Below are 23,077 nucleotides of genomic sequence, written 5' to 3'. Positions count from 1 at the left end.
TTACTCTCCCTTCTCGCTGCACAGGGGGGCGGTCTCGAGTCGCTCGGGGTGGCGGGCATTGAGCTCCAGCACCCGTTTGACCGCTTTGACCACGGCCCGTGGTGTGATGGTGGCACCGGTGAAGGCGTCAAAATCGCCACCGTCTTTCTTCACCGCCCAGCTTCGCTCGTTCTCTCTGGTCAGGAAACGACCGCGAAAACGCTCGATCCAGTTCGATTTCTTGAGATCAATCTTGTCCCCGAGCCCCGGTGTCTCATTGTGGGCCAGGGTTCGCACCGCCGTGATCTTGCCATCGGGGGTGAAGCCCACGATGAGGCGAATGGCCCCGCTGTAGCCGTCAGGGGCCACCGTCTCGAGGGCATAACCGGAGATCTGCTGCCCCTGTTTGGCCACATAGAGGGGCTGGGGCTTGCTGCTACCCAGGTACTCAGGATCGGTGACCTGGCGGCAGCTCGCGACCAGATCGTTATCATAGGTGCCGGGGGGGAGCAGCGCAGAGAGGGTCGAGAGCTTCTCCTGCTGGTGTTGATGCTCGATGCGCTCGGCCGTCAGCTGGTTGGTCAGGGCGACCACTGCGGTGCAGACCAGGGCGAAGCCCCCCAGGATCAGGCCGTTTTTGCTCATGCTGCGGATCATTTGCGGATCCCCTTACGCTGGCCATAGATGGCAGGACGGGTGAGGCTGTCGATAAGGGGCACGCAGAGGTTGGCGAGCAGGATGGCGAAGGCGAAGGCATCCGGATAGCCGCCGACGCGGCGGATGAGATAGACCAGCAGGCCAATCAGCGCTCCATAGATGAGCCGCCCCCTGGGCGTGGTGCTGGCGGTGACCGGATCGGTGGCGATAAAGAAGGCTCCCAGCATGGTGGCGCCGCTGAAGAGGTGGAGCATGGGGGTCGCGGTGGCATCCGGGGTGATGAGCCAGCCGATGACGGAGGCGCCCAGCAAGGAGGCGAGCACGGCGACCGGGATGCGCCAGGCGATCACCTTCTGCTGCAACAGGAAGAGGCCTCCCAGCAGATAGCCGAGGTTGACCCAGCTCCAGCCGATCCCGCCCCACCCCTGATAGAGAGAGCCCTTCATGATCTCGCCCGTGGTCAGGCCCTGAGTCAGCCCGGTCTTGAGCGTGTCGAGCGGAGTGGCCATGGTGGTGCCATCGATCCCGAGCCGCAGCTGGCTCATGCTGTAGCCGTCGAGACTCAGACCGGTGAAGATGGTGGAGAGGGCATCCCAGAGCCCCAGTTCGTAGGCTCGCACCCCCAGCGGGGGCAGCCAGTTGGTCATCTGTACCGGAAAGGAGACCAGGAGCAGTACATAGGCGACCATGGCCGGGTTGAAGAGGTTTTGACCCAGGCCGCCATAGAGGTGCTTGGCCACCACGATGGCAAAGGCGGTGCCGATGACGACCAGCCACCAGGGGGCGAAGGGGGGCAGCGACAGGCCGATCAGCACGGCGGTCACGGCGGCGCTGCCATCCCACAGGGCGGGGCGCACCGGACGACGGCGCAAACGCAGCACCAGCGCCTCGCACGTCAGGGCTGTGGCACTGGCCAGCAGCAGCTGAACCAGGGTGCCCCAGCCGAAGAACCAGGTCTGGGCGAGCAGACCCGGCAGACAGGCAAGCAGTACCAGCCCCATCAGGGTCGAGGTCTGCTTGCGACTATGGGAGAAGGGTGCACCGGCAATCTTGAACATCACTCACCCACCTTGTCGGAGTCGGTTATTTCGATTTTTGCAGCCTCGGCGGCGGCTTTTTTAGCCTTGGCGCGGGCGATGGCGGCAGCCACGGCGGCCTTCTTGGGATCCTCGGCGCCCTCCTGCGGCTCGGGGACAGGCAGAGGCGTCGTGGCCTCAGCCTGCTCTGCGGCAGCCTTTTTGGCCTTGGCGCGGGCGATGGCGGCGGCCACGGCGGCCTTCTTGGGATCCTCGGCGCCCTCCTGCGGCCCGGGGGCAGGGGGCGTCGTGCCCTCAGCCTGCTCTGCGGCAGCCTTTTTGGCCTTGGCGCGGGCGATGGCGGCGGCCACGGAGGCCTTCTTGGGATCCTCGGTGCCCTCCTGCGGCTCGGGGACAGGCAGAGGCGTCGTGGCCTCAGCCTGCTCTGCGGCAGCCTTTTTGGCCTTGGCACGGGCGATGGCGGCGGCCACGGCGGCCTTCTTGGGATCCCCGGCGCCCTCCTGCGGCTCGGGGACAGGCAGAGGCGTCGTGGCCTCAGTCTGCTCTGCGGCAGCCTTTTTGGCCTTGGCGCGGGCAAGGGCGGCGGCCACGGCGGCCTTCTTGGGATCTCCGGCGCCCTCCTGCGGCTCGGGGACAGGCAGAGGCGTCGTGGCCTCAGCCTGCTCTGCGGCAGCCTTTTTGGCCTTGGCGCGGGCAAGGGCGGCGGCCACGGCGGCCTTCTTGGGATCGCCCGCTTGTTCGGCTTCCTCGGGGGCGGCGGCATGCTCTTGATGTGGGGGCTGCTGCGCCTGTTTGGCGGCACGACGGGCCTCGGCCTCGCGTTTTCTCGCCTCGCGGGCGGCAATCACGGCACTGTTATCCGGGTTGCCGTCGGCCAGTGCTCCCGCTGTGGTGGGAGCCTGACTCTTGGCCTTGATCCTGGCCAGCGCTGCCGCTACCGGGTCTTCACCAGCGGCGTCGGTCATGGTCTGCCGGCGGTTGGCCGCGGCCTGCGCATGGCGGGCTTCGCGCGCCGCCTTTTCCCGCTCGAAGCGCGCCTGCTTGGCCTCGAAGCGAGCCTTGGCTCGCTCGGCCTTCTCGGCCTCGGCGCGGGTCTCGCGGATATCGTCCTTGGCAATCTTGTAATACTGCACCAGGGGGATCTCGCTCGGGCAGACCCAGGCACAGGCCCCGCATTCGATACAGTCGAAGAGGTTGAGCTGCTCGCTCTTGTCGTACTCCTTGGCGCGGCTGTACCAGTAGAGCTCCTGAGGAAGCAGGTTGGCCGGACAGGCATCGGCGCAGGCGCTGCAGCGAATGCACGCCTGCTCCGGTCCCGGTGCAGGCAGCTCTCGCTGGCTCGGGGCCAGCAGGCAGTTGGTCGCCTTGACCACGGGCACCTGGGCATGGGGCAGGGTGAAGCCCATCATGGGGCCGCCCATGATGACCCGCTGACCAGGCTCCGGGTTGAGATCAAACTGGCGCAGCAGCCAGCGCACCGGGGTGCCGAGGCGAACCCAGACGTTACCCGGCTGGCTGAATCGCTCGCCGGTCAGGGTGACCAGCCGCTCGAGCAGGGGCTCACCGTCGACGATGGCGCGCTTGATGGCGAACACAGTGGCTACGTTGAGCACCATGATGCCGATATCCACCGCACGTCCCCCCTTGGGAACCTGGCGGCCGGTGAGGATCTCGATGGTCTGCTTGGCGCCCCCCGAGGGATATTTGGTCGGCGTTACCCGTACCATGATGTCGTCGTCATGCTCGCCGATGGCCCCCTTCAGGGCGGCAATTGCCTCGGGCTTGTTGTCTTCGATGCCGATGAGACAGAGCTTGGGCTTGAGCAGGTGGCGCAGCACCCGGATCCCTTCGATGATGTCGCTGGCATAGTCACGCATCAGGCGATCATCTGTGGTGATGTAGGGCTCGCACTCCAGACCGTTGACGATGAGCTCCTCGGTGCGCTGGCCGCGGCCATCGAGCTTGCTGTGGGTGGGGAAGACGGCGCCGCCGAGGCCGGCGATCCCTGCCTGCTGGATGCGGGTCAGCAGCTCGCTGCGCTCGAGATTCCAAAAATCGGGGCGGGCATCGCGCTCGCACCACTCATCCACCCCGTCCGGGGTCAGGGTGATACAGGGATCGGCCAGTCCCGAGGGGTGAGCCACCGTATGGGGGCCGATGGCGGTAATGGTCCCCGAGGTAGAGGCGTGCACCGGTACCGTGCGACCTCCCTGCCAGCTGGTGAGCGGCTGCCCGCGCAGGACCCTGTCACCCACCTTGACCAGTAGCTCGCCGGCCGGACCCGCGTGTTGGCGCAGGGGGATGATAAGTGCCTCGGGCAAGCCTGCGTGGCGAATCGGGGTGTGACTGGATTGATCTTTGTTCTCTGCCGGATGAATGCCGCCGTGGAAGTCCCACATGGCGCCGGCCTTGATGCGTTCGATGACGTGCTGCATGACTACTCCACCACCTTGACCGGGATCGACTGCAGGTCCCACTTCCAGTTGTCGACCGTGGTCGGCACCGGCACCATCTCGATGCAATCGGTGGGGCAGGGGGCGACGCAGAGGTCGCAGCCGGTGCATTCGTCCTGGAGTATGGTGTGCATCGCCTTGGTGGCGCCTATGATGGCATCGACCGGACAAGCCTGGATGCACTTGGTGCAGCCGATACATTGATCTTCATGAATAAAGGCAACCTTGCGCACCGGGTTGGCGCTCTCTTCGCCGCCCAGGGGTTGGGGCTCGACCCCCATCAGCTCGGCTATCTTGCGCATGGTGGGCTCACCGCCGGGGACGCACTTGTTGATGGCATCGCCGCCTGCGAGCGCCTCGGCGTAGGGCTTGCAACCGGGATAGCCACACTGACCGCACTGGGTCTGGGGCAAGAGGGCATCGAGCTGATCGACGATGGGGTCCGCCTCGACCCGAAAGTGGACGGCGGCAAACCCCAGGATCACCCCGAAGGCGACCGCCAGCAGGGTCAGCACCAGTATGACAAAAATAATATGAATCATGAGGTTACATCTTTATTAGGCCACTAAAGCCCATAAAGGCCAGGGACATCAGGCCGGCGGTGATCATGGCGATGGAGACGCCCTTGAAGGGCGCCGGCACATCGGCGGCCACCAGGCGTTCACGCATGGCGGCAAAGAGCACCAGTACCAGCGAGAAACCGAGAGCGGCCCCAAAGCCGTAAAGTACGCTCTGGAAGAAGTCGTGCTGGCTGTTGACGTTGAGCAGCGGCACGGCGAGTACGGCGCAGTTGGTGGTGATGAGAGGGAGAAAGATCCCGAGCAGTCGATAGAGGGCCGGGCTCGATTTGTGCACCACCATCTCGGTAAATTGCACCACCACGGCGATCACCAGGATGAAGGCGAGAATGCGCAGGTAACCGATGCCCAGCGGCAGCAGTATGTAGTGCTCGACCAGATAGGCGCAGGCGCTGGCCAGGGTGATGACGAAGGTGGTCGCCAGTCCCATGCCGATGGCGGTCTCGAGCTTGCTCGACACACCCATGAAGGGGCAGAGGCCGAGAAACTTGACCAGTACATAGTTGTTGACCAACACGGTGCTAATCAACAAGAGTAGGTATTCAGTCATCAGGGTATCAGCGTTTTCGGAGTAAAACGGCAGATATTATCTGATGTAACTCTTCGCTAAACAACTCTGCCGGGGCAGGGTTATTCAGCAAATCCCTATTTTCACGGAGGAAGTCGTGCGTCTTCTGCCCATGTTGGCCCTCACCTTGGCCATGCTGCTGTGGGGCAGCTCCTTTATCGCCCTCAAGCATGTGCTCGGGGTGTGGGAGTTTGGTCAGGTGCTCTTCATGCGGATGCTGGTAGCGGGGCTGTGCTGGCTGCTCTTGTGGCGACACCTGTGGCGCTTTACCTATCAGGCCGGAGACTGGCGCTGGCTGGCACTGCTTGGCACCCTCGAGCCCTGCCTCTACTTCCTGCTCGAGGTCAATGCCCTGCGCTATACCAGTGCCGGACAGGCGGGCATGGTGTGTGCCCTGCTACCGTTGTTGGTGGCCATGGTTGCCTACCTGCTGCTCGGGGAGCGTATCTCCCGCCGGCAATTGCTGGGTTGCATGATCGCCATCATCGGGGTAGTGGCCCTGAGCCTGGGGGGCGAGCAGGAGGCCAGTGCCCCCAACCCCTTGCTGGGTAACGCCCTGGAGATGCTGGCCATGCTCTGCGCCGCCACCTATTCGGTGGTACTCAAAAAGCTCTCAAGCCGCTATGGGGTGCTCCCCCTGACGGCCCTGCAAGCCTTCGTGGGCATCCTCTTTTTTGCGCCCTTTGCCTTCTCATCCCCCTGGCCCACAGCGTGGCGCCCCTTCGATCTCGCCGTGATCCTCTTTCTCGGCGCCTTCGTGACCCTGGGGGCTTATCTGCTCTACAACTGGGCGGTGACTCAGGTGAAGGTCACCCTGGCGGCGGCTTATGTTAACCTGCTGCCGGTCTTTACCCTTATCTTCGCCTATCTGCTGCTCGGTGAGCGGCTCACCCCTTTGCAGGGGATAGCCTGCCTCACCGTCTTGCTCGGTATTGCCGTAGGGCAGATGCCACTTCGCAGGCGCAAGTTGTTACCCGAACCCGGCTAACTGGCCCGTGAGAGGTGAGCCGGTTGCAGCCCCTGTAACCAGTTGCCATCCAGGGGGATGTTCTCCCTGTCCGTCACCTCTTGATGGTGATGGTTGGCCCCCAGGCACCCGTAGCGGCTCGGCGTGGTCTGGGTGTAGAGGGCGAGGCAGCGGACTCCGCTGGCAGCGGCCAGGTGCAAGGGTCCCGTATCGGCGCAGATAAAGAGGTGCAGGCCTGAGGTAAAGCGGGCCAGTGCCTCCAGGCTCTGCAGGCTGATGATCTCATCGCCCAGGTTGGGCTCGGGCAGAGTGGGGTCCTGGATATGGATGAGGTGAGCCGAGGGCATGTGGCTGCGTATTCGGCCGAGCAGATGTTGCCACTGCCTGTGGGTCAGCCCCTTGCCATCCCGGGCGCCGGTGAAGAAGCCGATCCGTACCGTCTCTCCTGACTGAACGGGCAGCGCCGCCTCCTTCCAGAGGCGAGGTGCGTGCTCCAGATAGCGAGGGGGGCTAGTGATCCCGAGCAGTTGCAGCGGGGTATGCGCATAATGCCAATCGTCGAGGGGGGTGATGGCCTCATCAAACAGCACATCCCCGTTCATTTCGTTAAATCCCCTCTTGTCGGAGGCTCGAATGCAGGCGGTGATCAGGTGATCCGTGCTGGAGGGGAAGGGGGTATAGACGCGATCGAAGGGGGTCTTGCGCAATGCGAGCAGGGCCTGCAACGAGGCAGTCAGCTTCCCCCAGCGGAAATGGAGGAGGTGGATGCGGCTGACGGCGAGCTCTTCGATGAAGGGGGTCATCAGCCCCGAGCTCTGCACCAGCTCAATGGTGGCATCGGGATAACGGGCCCGCAGTGCATGCAGAAAAGGCAGTTGGAAGATGGCATTGCCGATCCGGTTGGTGCTGCGTACCACCAGAATTCGGCGCACCTCTGTCTCTTCTCGCACGATGCGATTGCGTGAGGCAACCCAGCCCAGCAGGCGGCGCTCCCATCCCCGTGTGGCGTGGCGTCGGTAGGAATCAAATCGGCGCAGTTTATCTCTGAGAGTCGACATCTATCACCTTCTCCTTGTGCACCCGATGGCGGTCTGAAGGCAAGCTACTGAAACTTAACTCAATAAGAAACGATGGACGCGATTGTTTCATCACTTTGTGACATCACATCGATGGCCTCCCGCAAGAGGCTCGTGATGCTCTGTCCATCAGAAGAGAAAGGAGTGTGACATGAATCGTTGGAAGGGGTGGTGCATCGCCCTCATGTATGGCGTCAGTGCCCAGGCGGCCCCCGTCATCTATGGCTGGGCCGAGCGCGGGGTGCTCGAGCCGGCTGGCCTGATGATGGATCTCAAGCTCGATACCGGGGCCGATACCTCCTCACTCGATGCGCGGCAGCTGCGCGAGTTTGAGCGAGACGGGGAGCGCTGGGTCAGCTTCACGGTACGCGGTGAGGATAAAGAGGGGGCCAGAACGGTGCGAATAGAGCGGGAAGTGATCCGCTACGTCAGGGTACGAGGTGCCGGTGGAAGCGATAACCGACCGGTGGTGAGAATGGCTATCTGCATCGGCAATCGGCTGCTTGAGGACGAATTTACCCTCAACGATCGCAAGAAGATGAGCTATCCCGTGCTGATAGGCCGCAATACGCTGGCCCAGATGGATGCCGCCGTGGCGGCCAACCGCAGCTATACCCTCACTCCAGGGTGTCCCTGAATTGATTCCGACGAGTGCCGGCCCGCTGGACCGGCATCGCGTCATTGTGTGCCTCCTCAAGGGGGAGGGAGCGTCTGGCCAAAGGACTCCCTTGAGAGAGGGAGGCGCCGGCGCAGCAGGCGCACCAGGGGGGGCAGAACGATGACCAGCACCGCCAGCACCAGCAGGCTCTGGCTGATGGTGCTGCCCCACAGAATGCCGAGTTCGCCGTTGCTGATGGAGAGTGCCCGGCGCAGGTTTTGCTCCAGCATCTCCCCCAGCACGAAGCCCAGGATCAGCGGCGAGAGGGGGAAGTTGAGTTTGCGCAGCACATAGCCAAACACCCCGAGACCGGCCATCAGCAGCAGATCGAAGGTGGTGCTGTGCACCGCGTAGACCCCCACCGCCGAAACGGTGGCAATGGCCGGTGCCAGGAACCAGAGCGGGATGCTGAGCATGCGGGTGAACAACCCGATGAGGGGGATGTTCATGATGAGCAGCATGATGTTGGCCAGCAGCAGGGCGGCGATCAGCCCCCAGACGATGTCCGGCTGCTCGGTGAACAGTGTCGGTCCCGGGGTGATGTTATAGAGGGTCAGGGCCCCCATCATCACCGCCGTGGTGCCCGAACCCGGCACACCCAGGGTCAGCATGGGGATGAAGGAGCCACAGGCGGAGGCGTTGTTGGCCGCCTCGGGAGCCGCCACGCCGCGGATATCGCCCTGGCCGAAGGTGCCTTGCGGGCCGGCCAGGCGCTTCTCGGTCATGTAGGTGAGGGCGCTGGCGATGGTGGCGCCGGCCCCCGGCAGGATGCCGACGAAGAAGCCGGCGGTGGCCGAGCGCAGCATGGTGCCGGTGCACCGGGTCAGCTCGCGGAAGCTAAACAGCAGGCGACCGGTCTGGCGCACCAGCTGCTGACCCCCCTTGGTGTGCTCGAGCATTAGCAGAATTTCGCTCACCGAGAAGAGGCCGATCACCACCACGATGAACTGGATCCCGTCCGACAGGTGCACGCTGTCGAAGGTGAAGCGGTAGACGCCGGTGTTGGCGTCGACGCCGACGGTGGCGAGCCCGAGGCCAATCAGGGCGGCGAGGAAGGATTTGAGCGGGTTCTGGCTCATCATGCTGCCGAGGCAGGCGATGGCGAACACCATGAGGGCGAAGTACTCGGCCGGGCCGAAGGCGAGCGACCAGCGGGCCAGGGCCGGGGCGAACAGTATGATGCCGCCGATGGCGAGCAGGGAGCCGACGAACGAGCTCACCGCCGAGATGGAGAGGGCCACCCCGGCGCGCCCCTGCTTGGCCATGGGGTAGCCGTCGAGCGCCGTCATGATGGCGGCGGCGTCCCCCGGCACGTTGAGCAGAATGGAGGAGATCCGCCCGCCGTACTCGCAGCCGATGTAGACGGTGGCGAGCAGGATCAGGGCCGACTCGGGGGGCAGTTTCAGGGCAAAGGCGAGGGGCAGCAGGATCGCCACCCCGTTGATGGGGCCAAGCCCCGGCAGCAGCCCCACCACGGTGCCGACGAAGCAGCCGATGAGGGCGATCAGCAGGTTTTCGGGGGTGAGGGCCACCGCGAAACCTTGCGCGAGGTACATCCAGGTATCCATGACTACTCCTTAGGCCAGCCAGGCGCCGAGCGGCAGAGTGACATCCAGCAGCCGGTCGAAGGCGTAAAAGAGGCAGATGCCGAGTAGGGGCCCGGCGATGAGGGCGGCGCGCCAGCTGGCGCCAAACAGCCGCCCGACCACCACGGTGAGCAGGGTGGTGGCGAGCGGAAAGCCCAGCCACTCGAAGCCCCAGCCGTAGCTAAACAGGGCCAGCACCATGGCGGCGATGCGCAGCAGCGCGGGACGCGCCGGCCAGCTGGCCGGATCCGGCGTGCGCTTAAGCAGCAGCAGGGCGCAGCCGGCCATCAACAGGCTGATCACAAGCGGGAAGGGGCGCGGCCCCACCGGCTCGTAGCTGTATTCGCTGTGCAGCTGCCAGGCGAGGGCGGCGGCCCCCAGGCTCAGCAGCAGCCAGCACAGGGCAAACAGACGATCGCTCATGGTGCCGGCTCCCTCTTACTTGGCCAGACCGAAGGCCTTGGCCTGCTCGCGATAGTCGGCCACCTGGGCCTTGACGTAGCGGTCAAGCTCGTCGCCGGTGAGATCGAACGCGAACAGGCCGCGCTGATCACGCTGGGCCTTGAAGGCATCGCTCTTGGCCAGCTGATCGAAGGTCTGCTTCCACCATTGGTAGCCGGCGTCGCTTACCTTGGGGCCCACGTAGAAGCCGCGAATGACCGGCCACACCAGGTCATAACCCTGCTCCCTGGCGGTGGGAATGTCGGCCAGCTGGCCCGGCAGGCGATCCTTGGCAAACACCGCCAGTACCTTGAGCTTGTCGCCGCCAAGGTAGGGGACCATCTCGCTCAGATCGCCCGAGACCACCTGCACATGATTGCCAAGCAGGGCGGTCACCGGCTCGCCACCCCCTTCGAAGGCGACGTAGCGCATCTTGTGGGGATCGACCCCGGCCAGCTTGGCCAGCAGGGCGGCTTTCATCCAGTCCTGACTGCCGATGGAGGCGCCGGCACCGATCACCACGCTGTCGGGATTTTGCTTCAGGGTTGCGACCAGCTCCTTGAGGCTCTGGTAGGGGGCGTCGTGGCGCACCGCTATCATGCCGTAGTCGGTGCCAACGGCGGCCAGCCAGCGCACGTCATCGACCCCGTAACGGCCGAACTTGCCCTGGGAGAGGTTCAAGAGTGAACCACTCGAAAAGGCGACCACGGTACCGGCCTCGGCCGGGCGCTGGGCCACGATGGCGTTGTAGGCCACGGCGCCGACGCCACCCGGCATGTAGGTGACGCGCATGGGCTTGTCGATGGCTCCGCTCTCTTGCAGGCTCACCTGCAGCAGTTTGCAGGTGAGGTCGAAGCCGCCGCCCGGTTTGGCGGGGGCGATGCACTCGGTGCGCGAGGGGGCTCCCTCGGCGGCGAAGGCGGGGTGACCGGCCAGCAGGGCCAGCAAGGTCAGGGCGTGAAGCGTTCCTTTTGTCATTGTTTTTTCTCCGTCAGGCGACCCCATGTCGCACTCTGTGACCCCGCCCGCTGGACGAGGTGATGCGAAATTGTTAAAACAGCCACCTTTCATTTACCTTTCATCGCGCCACGATGTTGCGGAGTTGTGACATGCGTCTCTTGTTGGCCGAGGACAATCACGAGCTGGCTCATTGGCTGAGTCGGGCGTTGGGCGACGCCGGGTTTGCCGTTGACTGGGCCGAGGACGGGGCGGCGGCGGATCACCTGCTGCAGCACGAGCAGTACGCCCTGGCGGTGCTCGATATCGAGATGCCGCGCAGGGGCGGGCTCGAGGTGCTGGCCCGACTGCGCCGCCGCGGGCAGGATCTGCCGGTGTTGCTGCTCACCGCCCACGGGGCGGTCGAGGATCGCATCCGCGGCCTGCAGGCGGGGGCCGACGACTACCTCGCCAAGCCGTTTGACCTCGGCGAGCTCGACGCCCGTCTGCGAGCCCTGCTGCGCCGCAGTCAGGGGGCTGTCAGCGCCGAGCAGCGCCTTGGCGCCCTCTGTTTGCACCCGGGAGGTTACTTCCTGGTGGGGGAGGTGCCGCTACCGCTCACCCCGCGTGAGCATGCCCTGCTCACCGTCCTGATGTACCGCCGCGGTCGCCCGGTGGCCAAGGGGCAACTGTTTGAGCAGGTGTTCACTCTGGGGGAGGAGGCGAGCCGGGAGAGCATCGATCTCTACATCCATCGCCTGCGCAAGAAGCTCGCCGGCAGCGGGGTGATGATCACCACATTGCGTGGCCTGGGCTACCTGCTCGAGGAGGCTGAGGATTAATCGCTCCCTGCTCGGCCAGCTACTGCTCTTCCTGGGGCTGCCCATGATGGTGCTGTGGGCACTCTCTACCTGGAGCAGTTACCACACTGCCCTGGCCGCGGCCACCCAGGCCTATGATCGCACCCTGCTCGCCTCGGCCCGCACCGTGGCCGAGCGTCTCGATGTGGCCGAAGGTAGATTACGGGTCGACGTGCCTTATGTGGTGCTCGACAGCTTCGAGCGCAACATGCGCGATCGCCTCTACTATGAGGTGCGTGGGCCCTCGCAGCGGGTCATCTCCGGCTATGAGGCGCTACCGGTACGACCGGCCGACACGCCGCTCACCGATCGCTATCCGGCGCTCGCCTATTTCTACGACGGGGAGTATCAGGGGGCGCCGATCCGTGCCGTCGCCCTGCTGCAGCCGGTGAACCAGGGCGGGGTTAGCGGCATGGCGACCATCACGGTGGCCGAGACCCTGCTCGGGCGCCGCCAGCTCGCCGAACAGCTGCTGTGGAGCGCATTCTTCTCCCAGGGGGCCCTGCTCTGTCTGACCTGGCTTATCGCCTACCTGCTGCTTAAGCGGCTGCTCACTCCCATGCGCCGTCTCTCGCGCGAGCTGCTCCGCCGCGACGCCGCCAACCTGGCACCGCTGCCGGACTTGCTCCCCTGGCAGGAGACCCGGCCGCTGATCCTCGCCTTCAACCGTCATCTGGAGAGATTAAGGCAGATGGTAACCCGCCAGGAGCGATTCAGCGCCGATGCCGCGCATCAGCTGCGAACCCCCCTGGCCGTACTCAAGACCCAGGTGGCCGTGGCCCAGGCGAGCACCGATCCCAAGGCCGAGCTCGTCGCCATGGTGCACACCCTGGACCGCACCATAGGGCTGACCGAGCGACTGCTCACTCTGGCACGGCTCAAGGCCGACGAGTGTGCCGGCCGACGCACCCTTAACCCGTTGGATCTGGTGGCTCTGGTGCAGGAGGCCTGTTTCTCGCGACTGACGGCCGCTCGTACCCGGGGGATCGATCTCGGTTATGAGGGGGAGGCGCAGTGCATGGTGCCAGGAGAGCCTCTTCTGCTTGGAGAGCTGTGTGCCAACCTCATCGACAACGCCATCAAGTACACTCCGGCGCGGGGAATGGTGACGGTGCGGGTGCGGCGAGAGGCGGGGCGGGTCTGGCTTGAGGTGGAAGACTCGGGCCCCGGCATTGCGCCGGATGAGTGTGAGCGTGCCGCCCAACCCTTCGTACGACTCGAGCACGGAGGCGATCAGCCCGGGGCTGGCCTCGGTCTTGCCCTGGTGCGTGACATCGCCCATTACCACGGAAGCGGGCTCTCGCTCGAGCGGGGACCATCCCTTGGGGGGTTGCTGGCTCGAGTGGGACTGGGCGAGGGGGCCGCCCCTTCCCCGACGCCTTCTCACCCTGATCTTGGGGCCATCCCATGACGGACAGGCCCGTCGGGGTTACCACTTGGCGAAGTAGTCGACAAAGCGGACAAACTTGTCGCGGCTGTAGCTGTCCCCCTGCTCGAGCAGTCCTGTATTGACTGACTCGATCAGGGTGCCATTTTTGTCCAGGATGAAGAAGTGGGGTACCCCCTGAAACTCGGGATAGACGCTCAAGAAATGGGTGTTCTTGTTTTCGTCGCTCACATTGACCTTGATCACGACGAAGGTGTCGGTGAAGGCCTTGGCGAGGTGCGGGTCGGCATCGAGAAAACGGTTCATCTCCTTGCACCAGCGGCACCACTCTCCTCCGACAAACAGCAAGATCTTCTTCTTCTCCATCGACGCCTTGAGGCGTGCTCCGCTGAGATCGTTCAACGGATTGCGGGCGGGATCGTAAGCCTGGCTGTAGCCGGGCTGACCATCGGCCCAGCCGGCGGCCAGGGTCGGGAGGGGCAGCAGGGCACAGGCGAGCAGCAGGGCGGTGAGGGATTTCATCCTTACATCCTTGTGGTTGGCAAGAGGGTTCAGGCTAGCAGGGCGGCACAAAAACAACCACCCCCGCCAGGGCGGGGGTGGGTCTCTATCAATAGGCCTGCTGATGCACATCGAGGACGGCGCGTCCCGACGGGTCGGCCATCTCCTTGAACTTGGCATCCCACTCCAGTGCAGTGGGGGTAGAGCAGGCGACCGACTTGCCGTAGGGCACGGTGCGGGCGGCCGATTCGAGCGGGAAGTGCTCCTCGAAGATGGCTCGGTAGTAGTAGGCCTCCTTGGTGAGCGGGGTGTTGACCGGGAAGCGATAGGCGGCGGCCTCGAACATCTGATCGGTTACCTCCTTCTCTACCATGGCTTTGAGGCTGTCGATCCAGGAGTAGCCGACGCCGTCGGAGAACTGCTCCTTCTGGCGCCATGCCACCTCATGGGGCAGCAGCTCGCCAAACACCTCGCGCAGGATATGCTTTTCTATCTTGCCATTGCCGCACATCTTGTCGACGGGATTGAGGCGCATCGCCACATCCATAAACTCCTTGTCGAGGAAGGGCACGCGACCCTCCACGCCCCAGGCGGCCATGGATTTGTTGGCGCGCAGGCAGTCATACAGATGCAAGGCGTCGAGCTTGCGCACCGTCTCTTCATGGAATTCGCGGGCGTTGGGGGCCTTGTGGAAGTAGAGGTAGCCGCCAAACAGCTCGTCAGAGCCCTCGCCCGAGAGCACCATCTTGATGCCCATCGCCTTGATATAGCGGGCCATCAGGTACATGGGGGTGGAGGCTCGGATGGTGGTGACGTCATAGGTCTCGAGGTGATAGATGACGTCCCGCAGGGCATCGAGCCCCTCCTGCACCGTGAAGTGGATCTGGTGGTGTACTGTGCCCAGGTGATCGGCCACCTTCTGGGCGGCGGCAAGATCCGGCGAGCCCTTGAGACCGACCGCGAAGGAGTGCAACTGGGGCCACCAGGCCTCGCTTTGGCCATCGTCCTCGATGCGGCGCGCCGCATAGAGTTTGGTGATGGCGGAGATAACGGACGAATCCAGACCGCCGGAGAGCAGCACGCCGTAGGGGACGTCGCACATCAGCTGGCGTTTGACCGCCGCTTCCAGGGCGGCTTTCAGCTCGGCCTTGTCACTGACCTTGTGTTCGACCGCCTCATAGCTCATCCAGTCACGCTGGTACCATTTTTTGAGCTCGCCATCCTTGCTCCACAGGTAGTGTCCCGGCGGAAACGTCTCGACGCTCTTGCACACCGGCACCAGCGCCTTCATCTCGGAGGCGACGTAGAAGTTGCCGTGCTCGTCGCGCCCGGTATAGAGGGGGATGATCCCCATGTGGTCGCGACCGATGAGGTAGGCATCTTGCTCGGCGTCATAGAGGATAAAGGCGAAGATGCCGTTGAGATCGTCCAAAAAGGCGGGCCCCTTCTCCTTGTAGAGGGCGAGCAGCACCTCGCAATCGGAGTGGGTCTGAAACTGGAAGTCGACCTTGAGGTTCTTCTCCAGCTCCTTGTGGTTGTAAATCTCGCCGTTGACCGCCAGCACATGGGTGCGCTCGGGGTTGTAGAGGGGCTGGGCGCCGTTGCCCGGATCGACGATGGCCAGGCGCTCGTGCACCAAAATGGCCTTGTCGGTGCTGTAGACGCCGGACCAGTCGGGCCCGCGGTGACGCAATCGCTTGGACATCTCGAGGGCCGATTTGCGAAGGGCCGCTGCATCAGACTTGATGTCCAGAATACCGAAGATGGAGCACATCGATGTAAATCCTCTTTATTTTTGTAGGGCCCCCCACGTTTGGGCCCGAAAGTCCGTTTACATTCCTCGTCCCTCACAATGCCAGAGCAAGGCTCTTTTGCAAACAGAAAAGCCGGATAATATCCGGCTTCTCTTGGGGACCTCCTGGTGGAGAGGATCAGCTCTGCTCGCTCGGCTCGAAGATGACGTAGATCTTGCGGCAGGTCTCGATGGTCTCCCAGGTGCCGCGAAAACCGGCCGGGATGACGAACTGATCCCCGGCGACCAGGATCATGCTGTTGCCCTCCTGATCCGACAGTTGCACCTTGCCCTCGAGCAGGTGGCAAAACTCGTGCTCGCTATAACGAACCTCCCAACTGCCCGGTTCGCCCTGCCAGATCCCGGCATGAAACTGGGCGCTCGGGTCCGAGTAGTGGTTCCAGAGCAGTTGCTTGGGATCCCCGGCGATGAGGCGATCTTCGGCCGGGTAGAGGGGTTGGGGGGGGACTGACTCGGAGAAGAGCACGAGATCGCTGATGAGGGGGGATGACATGGAACCTCCTTGGCCATGGATGAAGGGGGGCATCATGCCCCCGTTTAGTATTCTAACCACCTTCGACCTTAGCGGTCTGGCCGTCACTTGCCAAGGGGTCACGTTCCTCAAAGGGACGCAGCTCACGCATGACATGACGGGCAAAACCGCTACCCGCTTCGTTATAGACGTTGAAGACGGCGTCGATCCCCTGCTCGAGCAGGGAGGGGATGTCATCTTCGAAGCGGACAATGGCGGCGATGCGCCCACTAAAACCGTGGCTGCGCAGCTTGTCGACCGCATAGAGGTTCCCGGAGTGGTGAGGCATGGCGAGCAGCACCAGAGAGACCTGGTTGGAGAGCAGCACCTTGTCCCAGAAATCGGTGTCGGTGGCATCCCCTTCGATGACGTTGAGGCCACGCTCACGCAGCCCCGGCAGTTTGCTGCTGTCGTTCTCCACCCCGAGCACGACCGGACCGTGACGACGCTCCAGCTCGGCATAGGCACCCTGACCGATACGCCCCATGCCGAGGATGATGACCTGGGCATCGCCCAACTCGATGGGTCTGTCCTCAGGGTGCAACATGGCGGTCTGCCAGCGCCGCAGGCGATCCCCGAAGCGGTGATAGAGGCGTTCTCCCATGCCGTTGAGGGGGGCGGAGATCATGAAGCTGGCCGCCAGCATCAAGGAGATGGCCACCAACCACTCCGCAGGCAGCCAGCCCGCCTTGGTGGCAATGGCGCCGACGATGAGGCCGAATTCGGAGAAGTTGGCCAGGGCCAGGGTAGAGAGCAGGGCGGTGCGAACCCTCAGATGGGCGCTGCAGTAAACCACGTAGTAGAGCAGGCTCTTGAGCGGCAGCACCAGCAGCAAGATCGCCGCCATCAAGAGGGTGTCCGAGGTGGGCAACCCGTGCAGACCGATGGAGACGAAGAAGCAGACCAGGAAGAGATCTTTGAGGTTGAAGAGCGACTTGGCCAGGCCGCTCGAGGCGGGATGGCTGGCCAGCAGCATCCCCATCACCAGGGCACCGAGATCGGGCTTGAGGCCCACCAGCTCGAAGCCGCCGGCCCCCACCACCAGAGCCAGGAAGATCCCCATCAGCACCTGCAGCTCCCCGTGACCGGCCCGCTCGAGCAGCAGAAAGAGCAGGGGGCGCAGCAGGGGGAGCGCCAATACCCAAAGGGCCCACAGGCTCGGCAATTTGCCGCTCGAGACGGTGAGGAAGGCTACCGCGAAGAGATCCTGCAGCACCAGCACGCCGATGGCGAGGCGGCCGTAGAGGGCATTCATATCGCTTCGCTCCTCAAGCACCTTGACCGCGAAGACGGTGCTGGAGAAGGAGAGGGCAAAGCCGAGCAGCAGTGCCAGTTGCCAGTTGAGTTCGCTGGCCAGGGTGACGCCTACCCCCTTGCAAGCCAGTAATACCAGGGTAAAGAGCAGGGTCGAGAGCAGCATGTGCACGCTGGTGGTGCCCCACACCTCCCGCTTGAGCAGGGTCTTGACCTCCAGCTTGAGGCCGATGGTAAAGAGCAGCAGGGTGACCCCGAGGTCGGCCAGGGTGGTGAGGGTCTCACTGTGGGGGACATCGAGTCCCTTGAGGGCAAAGCCGGCGGCCAGATAACCGAGCAGGGGAGGCAGCTTGAGGAGGTTGGCCAGCATGCCGCAGCCGAAGGCCACGGCGATGATCATCAAATCCATGGTGTAACGGGTTCCTAAACGATGTCGATCTCGTTGACAGAGCCAAAGATATGGTTGGGACGAAACGGTACCTGATCGATATCCTCGGCACGGCTCACGCCCGAGAGCACCAGTATGGTCTCGAGGCCCGCCTGGAAGCCGGCCAGAATATCGGTGCGCAGGTTGTCGCCGATGATGATGGTGCTCTCCGAGTGGGCCTCCATCCGGTTCAGTGCCGCGCGGATGATCCAGGCGCTGGGCTTGCCCACATAAAACGGCTTCTTGCCGGTCATCCGCTCGATGGGGGCGCACAGGGCTCCGCAGGCCGGGTACATGTGAGGGCCGTGGGTATCGGGGTTGGTGGCGATAAAACGTGCCCCCTGGGCCACGAACTTGGCACCCAGCTGCATCATGGACCAGTTGTAGTTGCGAGTCTCGCCCACCACCACGAAGTCGGGATCGATGTCGGTGATGGTAAATCCGGCCTTGTAGAGTTCGTGGGTCAGGGCCCCCTCACCGATCACATAGGCCTTCTTGCCGTCCTGGCGGCGCAGAAAGTCGGCGGTCCCCATGGCCGAGGTGTAAAAACACTCCTCGGGCACCTCGATGCCGGCGGAGCGGAAGCGGTTTTGCAGATCTTTCTGGGTCTGGGCCGGGTAGTTGGTCAGAAAGAGCAACTTGTGGCCCTGCTCGAGGAGGCGGTGGACAAAGCGATCGGCGCCGGGGATCAGGTCGTTGTTGTGCAAAATGACGCCGTCTATGTCACAAATAACACTTTTCTTCATATTGCCTCCTTGCGTGGCATGCCAGGGTGGAAGAACCTAGTCTATCAATCAGTTAGCTTCTTTGACGCGGGGATTATAAGCCCGTTTGGCAACTGGGTTACAGCCGTTTTCTTGTGGAGGTGATGATGATGGAGACATTGATTGCCGAACTGCCCAAGGTTGAGCTGCATCTGCATATCGAGGGCACACTGGAGCCTGAGCTGGTCTTTGCGCTGGCCAGGCGTAACCATATTGAGCTGCCCTGGGGGTCGGTCGAGGCACTTCGCTCGGCATACCGTTTCACCGACCTGCAGTCTTTTCTCGATCTCTACTATCAAAACGCGGCCGTCCTCTGCACGGCCCGCGACTTCTTTGATCTGACCCTGGCCTATCTGGAGCGCTGTCACCAGGAGAAGATCGTGCACACGGAGATCTTCTTCGATCCCCAGACCCACACCGAGCGGGGAGTCCCCTTCTCCGAGGTGATGGAGGGGCTGCTCGAGGCGCTTGACGAGGGGCAGCGCCGCTGGCAGATCAGCTCCCGACTCATTCTCTGCTTCTTGCGCCATCTTAGCGAAGAGTCCGCCTGGCAGACCCTGACAGAGGCCGAGCCCTGGCTCGACCGGCTGCACGGTTTTGGTCTGGACTCCGGCGAGCGGGGGAATCCGCCGGAGAAATTTGCCCGGGTCTTTGCCAGAGTCAGAGAGCTGGGTCTTCCCGTTGTCGCCCATGCGGGAGAGGAGGGGCCCGCCGGATATATCTGGCAGGCGATGGAACGACTCCAGGTACGGCGTATCGATCACGGGGTGCGCGCCATCGACGATCCCGAGCTGCTGGAGGCGCTGGCCCGCAGCCGACTGCCCCTGACGGTTTGCCCCCTCTCCAACCTGCGCCTGCAGGTGGTCAAAACGATGAGCGATCATCCCATGAGGCACCTGCTGGAGCACGGGCTTTGCGTGACGGTCAACTCCGACGATCCCGCCTACTTCGGTGGCTATCTCACGGCCAACTATCGGGCACTGGTGGAGGGGCTCTCCCTGAGTGCCGGGCAGGTGGTACAGCTGGCGCTTAACGGCGTCGAGGCGAGCTGGATGAGCGATGGGCAAAAGAGCCATTGGTGCGAGCAGATCCAGGGCATAGCCCGAGCGCACGGTGTTGGCAACCTTTGAGCAGAAGGGGGGGATCGGCTAGAATCTTCCCCCTATTGTATCGACTCTCTGAATTGCAATGAGCCAGCTGGATCCTGTTTTCGACCACTCTTTTCACCGCGAGCTGCTCCACCCAAAACACTGGGGAGCCTGGCTCGGTGTCGGCGCGCTGCGCCTGATGGGCTATCTGCCGCCCCGTTTGCGCGATCGTCTGGGGGATCTCCTGGCCCCGCTGCTGGTGCGTCTCTCCAAGAAACAGTGCTATATCGCCCGCACCAACCTCGAGATCTGCTTCCCCCGGTTGAGCGGGGAAGAGCGTGAGGCCCTGCTGCACAAGTGCATGCGAGTGGGCATCAAGACCTTCGCCGGCTTTGGCGAGCTGAGCGTGCGCTCCCCCGAGTATCTGGCATCACGCACCCGGATCAGCGGTTGGGAGCATGTGGAGGCCGCCAGGTTGGCGGGTCAATCGGTGATCTTCGTGGTGCCCCACACCTGGGCCATCGATTTTTGCGGACGCATCATCGATAATCGCCAGACCCTCTCCATGTGCACCATGATGAAGAGCGCCAAGAGCGCCGTGTTCGATCGCTACATCAACCGGGAGCGGGGACGCAACGGTGCCAAGATCTATGAACGCAGCGCCGGGCTCAAACCCATCATCAAACACCTCAGACAGCCGGGCAGCGGTTTTTATTATCTGCCGGACCAGGATCACGGGCGCGAGGCGAGCCTCTTTGTTCCCTTTTTTGGTATGGAGAAGGCGACCCTGCCGGCCTTGCCACGCCTGTGCAAGCTCACCGGTGCCCGTCCGCTGATGATGCTGGCCTGCTACGACGAGGCAAACCACGACTACGAACTGGTGATAGAGCCTCTGCCCGAGCCCTACCCGAGCGAGGATGTGACCCGGGATACTCTGGTGATGAATCAGGCGGTGGAGTCGCTGCTGACCCGCTATCCGGAGCAGTACATGTGGTTTCTCAAAATATTCCACACTCGTCCCGATACGGATGAGGGATTTTATGAACTCGGGATCCGCAAGGTGCGCGGCGAAATATGATGGCAAGCCCGGCGGTTGTCGGGCTTGCCCATCGCATCAGCCTGCAGCCGGGATGGCGGGAGCATCCAGCACCAGGCGTCCCTCCTTCACCGGTATGGTTTTGCCGGGCTGGTGCTGCATGCGTACCACCCCCTCCTGTCCGGCGAGGCGATAGGTCACGTCATAGCCAAGGGACTCCTGTGATTCCTTTTGCACGGTACGGCAGCGCTGCTCTTTCGTGGTGTAGGTATCGGCTTTTTGCATATTGCCCTGCACCTGATTGCCCGCATAGCCACCGGCGACAGCCCCTGCCGCCGTCGCCACCTTCTTGCCGCTGCCTCCGCCAAATTGGTGACCGATAACGCCCCCCAGAGCGGCGCCGACGACGGTGCCGACAATCTGGTGTTCATCCTTAACCGGTTTTCTGTGGGTGACGCTTACTTGCTCGCACACCTGTTGGGGCGTCTTGATGGTGCGGCTGACCGGCTTGACTCCGAGCACCTGGGCTACTTCAGGCTCTCGTTCGAACAGGTGGCTGCCGGCAACGGCAGAGAGGGTGAGGGCACTGGCCACGCCGACCAGCACGCCTCCCAACATGGACTTGTTCATGGTTTTTCCTTATCACTGGGTCTATCCCTATTGTCGACGGGGGCTGCCATGTCAGGTAGCTGAGCCCGGCGGCTATCCGACAGGGATTGTCTGCCCCGAATTTGAGTGGCGACCGGGGCTGTCTTAATATGGCGACATCCCTGTGTGAGTGTGTTCCCATGTCGTCTCTCTCCTTTCTCTTCCCCGTTTCCTGTATCGCCATCTGGGCCGGTAATGGCATCGTCAGCAAGATGGCGGTGCAACTGATGTCACCGGCTGCGCTGGCCTGGTCGCGCTGGCTGGTGGCGGCCCTGGTGTTGAGTCCCTGGCTGGGGCGCCGGGCCTGGCTGCTGCGGCACCGCCTGTTTCGCTGCGCCCCCAGGCTGGCGTTGCTCGCACTGCTTGGCATGGTACTTAACCAGACCTTCGGTTATTACGCCGCAACAACCCTGGGGGCGACCGAGATCAGCCTTATCATGGGTCTGACTCCCCTGATGACGGTGGTACTCAGCACCCTGTTACTGCGTGAGCGCCCCACTTGGGGCGCGCTGCTCGGTGGGCTGGTCTCTCTGGGAGGGCTGGTGGTGTTGCTGGGGCAGGGGGACCCGGCTCGGTTGCTGACCCATGGCATCTCCATCGGCTATGTCTACATGCTGCTCTCGGCGCTCACTTATGCGCTCTATAGCGTGCTGCTGCGCCGCTGGGTTCTGGGGCTCGACAACTGGATGATGCTCTACGGCCAGGTGCTGATGAGCCTGATGTTCCTGACCCCCTTCTTCTTCCTGGTGGATGGTCGCTTGCCGGGGTGGGAGAGCCTGTGGTTTGTGCTCTATGCCGGGGTCCCGACCTCGGCCCTCTCTCCCTGGCTCTGGATGCAGGGGATCTCCCTGCTTGGTGCCAGCAGAACGGCTATCTACATGAACTTGCTACCTGTGATGACGGCCGGGTTGGCGGTCACCCTGCTGGGAGAGCAATTGAGCTGGAGTCATCTGGTGGGGGGAGGCTTGACCCTGGCCGGAGTAATACTGGCCCAGGTGCAGCGCACGCCGGTGCTGTTTCCCGGAAACAAAACCGCCTCCCGAGGGAGGCGTGGCGACAAATCTGCTCGTGCTGCTTGTGATTAGATATTTTGTGCTTCTGTGGGCACAATGACGGATGCGTGGTTTCCCTTGGGGCCTTTTTGCAGTTCAAATTGGACAGACTGACCGGCCTTGAGTGTCTTGTAGCCATCCATCTGGATGGTGGAGTAGTGGGCAAAAATGTCCTCCCCACCCCCCTCCGGGCAGATGAAACCAAACCCTTTGGCGTTGTTGAACCATTTGACTGTTCCGGTTGCCATACATCTACATCCTTTTATTGATTACCCTAAAGTCGTTGAGTAACCTGCGCCCGCTCCATGTAAACTAGAAATATCTGGCCTCATCCGGGGGCAGATTAGCAAGTAACCAATCTAGTCCAAGAATCCGTCGAGTCAAGAAGTTGTTAACAAATCAGTGTGACCAGGTTAACAAAATCTGTTGACAAGTGCTTTTCTATTGATAGTAATCTTAAGGTGCCGGAGAAAGATGGCTAAACAGAAAGAACTCTTTGTAAATGAAGAGGTTGCTCAAGATTCCAAGGTTGATGTGCAACCGCCTCCCATGTACAAGGTGGTATTGAACAACGATGACTATACCCCTATGGATTTTGTGGTAGAGGTTTTGCAAAGGTTCTTCGGTATGGACTTGGATAAAGCGACTCAGGTGATGCTGAGTGTGCATTATAGTGGTAAGGGGATCTGTGGCGTGTTTACGGCCGAGATTGCCGAGACCAAGGTAGTTCAGGTCAATACCTATGCTCGAAAGAACGAACATCCACTGCTTTGTACCATGGAAAAGGCCTGATAAATGAT

At 62.8% G+C, this 23,077-nt stretch carries 24 protein-coding genes; 8 read left to right on the top strand and 16 right to left on the bottom strand.

Annotation, left to right across the window (positions count from 1 at the left end):
- The 5 genes from rsxG to rsxA are packed head-to-tail and all read right to left on the bottom strand — an operon-like array spanning position 1 to position 5,254.
- Positions 1-636: an electron transport complex subunit RsxG gene (gene rsxG, locus AB5Y48_RS07635; RefSeq protein ID WP_368164109.1), complete on the bottom strand. Its 636-nt coding sequence runs from the start codon at positions 634-636 to the stop codon at positions 1-3.
- A complete protein-coding gene (gene rsxD, locus AB5Y48_RS07630; protein WP_136613696.1) occupies positions 633-1,694 on the bottom strand; it encodes an electron transport complex subunit RsxD in 1,062 nt (353 codons plus the stop codon). Before rsxD ends, rsxG begins: the two co-directional genes overlap by 4 nt.
- Entirely contained in the window at positions 1,694-4,108 is a 2,415-nt protein-coding gene (rsxC, locus tag AB5Y48_RS07625) for an electron transport complex subunit RsxC (RefSeq protein ID WP_368164108.1), read from the bottom strand. Before rsxC ends, rsxD begins: the two co-directional genes overlap by 1 nt.
- Before the next feature lie 2 nt (positions 4,109-4,110).
- On the bottom strand, positions 4,111-4,668 hold the full coding sequence (gene rsxB, locus AB5Y48_RS07620) for an electron transport complex subunit RsxB (protein ID WP_050665513.1): 558 nt from the start codon (positions 4,666-4,668) through the stop codon (positions 4,111-4,113).
- Positions 4,669-4,672: 4 nt separating this feature from the next.
- Complete coding sequence (gene rsxA / locus AB5Y48_RS07615) at positions 4,673-5,254, bottom strand: electron transport complex subunit RsxA (RefSeq protein WP_005362397.1); 582 nt, start codon at positions 5,252-5,254, stop codon at positions 4,673-4,675.
- A 115-nt stretch (positions 5,255-5,369) separates the two neighbouring features.
- On the opposite strand from rsxA, the gene AB5Y48_RS07610 reads away from it, so the two are divergent.
- Complete coding sequence (locus AB5Y48_RS07610) at positions 5,370-6,260, top strand: DMT family transporter (protein WP_050665514.1); 891 nt, start codon at positions 5,370-5,372, stop codon at positions 6,258-6,260.
- Here the strand turns inward: AB5Y48_RS07610 and AB5Y48_RS07605 are convergent.
- Positions 6,257-7,297, bottom strand: coding sequence for a glycosyltransferase family 9 protein (locus AB5Y48_RS07605; RefSeq protein ID WP_368164107.1), 1,041 nt, complete (start codon positions 7,295-7,297; stop codon positions 6,257-6,259). The two genes, AB5Y48_RS07610 and AB5Y48_RS07605, sit on opposite strands and share 4 nt — an antisense overlap.
- A gap of 169 nt (positions 7,298-7,466) precedes the next feature.
- Between AB5Y48_RS07605 and AB5Y48_RS07600 the strand changes: the two genes are divergently transcribed.
- Positions 7,467-7,952: an ATP-dependent zinc protease gene (locus AB5Y48_RS07600; RefSeq protein WP_368164106.1), complete on the top strand. Its 486-nt coding sequence runs from the start codon at positions 7,467-7,469 to the stop codon at positions 7,950-7,952.
- A 56-nt stretch (positions 7,953-8,008) separates the two neighbouring features.
- Here AB5Y48_RS07600 and AB5Y48_RS07595 read toward each other — a convergent pair whose 3' ends face one another.
- From AB5Y48_RS07595 to AB5Y48_RS07585, 3 genes are read right to left on the bottom strand one after another with little or no spacing between them, the layout of a single operon-like run.
- On the bottom strand, positions 8,009-9,541 hold the full coding sequence (locus AB5Y48_RS07595; protein ID WP_050665517.1) for a tripartite tricarboxylate transporter permease: 1,533 nt from the start codon (positions 9,539-9,541) through the stop codon (positions 8,009-8,011).
- 9 nt (positions 9,542-9,550) lie between these two features.
- Positions 9,551-9,982 carry a tripartite tricarboxylate transporter TctB family protein gene (locus AB5Y48_RS07590; protein ID WP_050665518.1) on the bottom strand — a complete coding sequence of 144 codons (432 nt, stop codon included), beginning with the start codon at positions 9,980-9,982 and terminating at the stop codon, positions 9,551-9,553.
- Positions 9,983-9,997: 15 nt separating this feature from the next.
- Positions 9,998-10,978, bottom strand: a complete 981-nt coding sequence (locus AB5Y48_RS07585; protein ID WP_050665519.1) for a tripartite tricarboxylate transporter substrate binding protein — start codon at positions 10,976-10,978, stop codon at positions 9,998-10,000.
- 131 nt (positions 10,979-11,109) lie between these two features.
- Here AB5Y48_RS07585 and tctD point away from each other — a divergent pair, with 131 nt between their 5' ends.
- Both tctD and AB5Y48_RS07575 read left to right on the top strand, forming a co-directional pair.
- Positions 11,110-11,778 (top strand): transcriptional regulator TctD, encoded by a 669-nt coding sequence (gene tctD / locus AB5Y48_RS07580; RefSeq protein ID WP_368164105.1) that lies wholly within the window; start codon positions 11,110-11,112, stop codon positions 11,776-11,778.
- A 43-nt stretch (positions 11,779-11,821) separates the two neighbouring features.
- On the top strand, positions 11,822-13,207 hold the full coding sequence (locus tag AB5Y48_RS07575) for a sensor histidine kinase (protein ID WP_368164104.1): 1,386 nt from the start codon (positions 11,822-11,824) through the stop codon (positions 13,205-13,207).
- 18 nt (positions 13,208-13,225) lie between these two features.
- Here AB5Y48_RS07575 and AB5Y48_RS07570 read toward each other — a convergent pair whose 3' ends face one another.
- The 5 genes from AB5Y48_RS07570 to AB5Y48_RS07550 form a co-directional block, all read right to left on the bottom strand.
- The gene (locus AB5Y48_RS07570) at positions 13,226-13,705 is read right to left on the bottom strand and encodes a thioredoxin family protein (RefSeq protein WP_224160913.1); all 480 of its coding nucleotides are present in this window, start codon (positions 13,703-13,705) and stop codon (positions 13,226-13,228) included.
- 88 nt (positions 13,706-13,793) lie between these two features.
- Positions 13,794-15,458, bottom strand: a complete 1,665-nt coding sequence (asnB, locus tag AB5Y48_RS07565) for an asparagine synthase B (protein ID WP_050665522.1) — start codon at positions 15,456-15,458, stop codon at positions 13,794-13,796.
- A 157-nt stretch (positions 15,459-15,615) separates the two neighbouring features.
- Positions 15,616-15,990 (bottom strand): cupin domain-containing protein, encoded by a 375-nt coding sequence (locus AB5Y48_RS07560; protein ID WP_136613688.1) that lies wholly within the window; start codon positions 15,988-15,990, stop codon positions 15,616-15,618.
- Between the two features lie 52 nt (positions 15,991-16,042).
- Complete coding sequence (locus AB5Y48_RS07555; protein ID WP_050665524.1) at positions 16,043-17,671, bottom strand: cation:proton antiporter family protein; 1,629 nt, start codon at positions 17,669-17,671, stop codon at positions 16,043-16,045.
- 14 nt (positions 17,672-17,685) lie between these two features.
- Positions 17,686-18,435, bottom strand: coding sequence for an HAD-IIA family hydrolase (locus AB5Y48_RS07550; protein WP_050665525.1), 750 nt, complete (start codon positions 18,433-18,435; stop codon positions 17,686-17,688).
- 128 nt (positions 18,436-18,563) lie between these two features.
- Here AB5Y48_RS07550 and AB5Y48_RS07545 point away from each other — a divergent pair, with 128 nt between their 5' ends.
- Both AB5Y48_RS07545 and AB5Y48_RS07540 read left to right on the top strand, forming a co-directional pair.
- On the top strand, positions 18,564-19,583 hold the full coding sequence (locus AB5Y48_RS07545; protein WP_136614646.1) for an adenosine deaminase: 1,020 nt from the start codon (positions 18,564-18,566) through the stop codon (positions 19,581-19,583).
- A 58-nt stretch (positions 19,584-19,641) separates the two neighbouring features.
- Positions 19,642-20,619, top strand: a complete 978-nt coding sequence (locus tag AB5Y48_RS07540) for a lauroyl-Kdo(2)-lipid IV(A) myristoyltransferase (protein ID WP_368164103.1) — start codon at positions 19,642-19,644, stop codon at positions 20,617-20,619.
- 36 nt (positions 20,620-20,655) lie between these two features.
- Here AB5Y48_RS07540 and AB5Y48_RS07535 read toward each other — a convergent pair whose 3' ends face one another.
- The gene (locus tag AB5Y48_RS07535) at positions 20,656-21,207 is read right to left on the bottom strand and encodes a glycine zipper 2TM domain-containing protein (protein WP_368164102.1); all 552 of its coding nucleotides are present in this window, start codon (positions 21,205-21,207) and stop codon (positions 20,656-20,658) included.
- A gap of 158 nt (positions 21,208-21,365) precedes the next feature.
- Here AB5Y48_RS07535 and AB5Y48_RS07530 point away from each other — a divergent pair, with 158 nt between their 5' ends.
- Positions 21,366-22,310 (top strand): DMT family transporter, encoded by a 945-nt coding sequence (locus AB5Y48_RS07530; protein ID WP_050665528.1) that lies wholly within the window; start codon positions 21,366-21,368, stop codon positions 22,308-22,310.
- On the opposite strand, the gene cspD is transcribed toward AB5Y48_RS07530, so the two are convergent.
- The gene (gene cspD / locus AB5Y48_RS07525) at positions 22,307-22,525 is read right to left on the bottom strand and encodes a cold shock-like protein CspD (RefSeq protein ID WP_050665529.1); all 219 of its coding nucleotides are present in this window, start codon (positions 22,523-22,525) and stop codon (positions 22,307-22,309) included. The genes AB5Y48_RS07530 and cspD overlap by 4 nt on opposite strands.
- A 226-nt stretch (positions 22,526-22,751) precedes the next feature.
- Between cspD and clpS the strand changes: the two genes are divergently transcribed.
- Complete coding sequence (gene clpS / locus AB5Y48_RS07520) at positions 22,752-23,069, top strand: ATP-dependent Clp protease adapter ClpS (RefSeq protein ID WP_050665530.1); 318 nt, start codon at positions 22,752-22,754, stop codon at positions 23,067-23,069.
- Positions 23,070-23,077: the final 8 nt, after the last annotated feature.

Origin of the sequence: Aeromonas sp. R6-2 (assembly GCF_040908155.1) — a bacterium.
GTDB lineage: Bacteria > Pseudomonadota > Gammaproteobacteria > Enterobacterales > Aeromonadaceae > Aeromonas > Aeromonas schubertii.
Note: the sequence above shows the minus strand (reverse complement) of the source record. Positions and strands in the feature narration are given on the sequence as shown.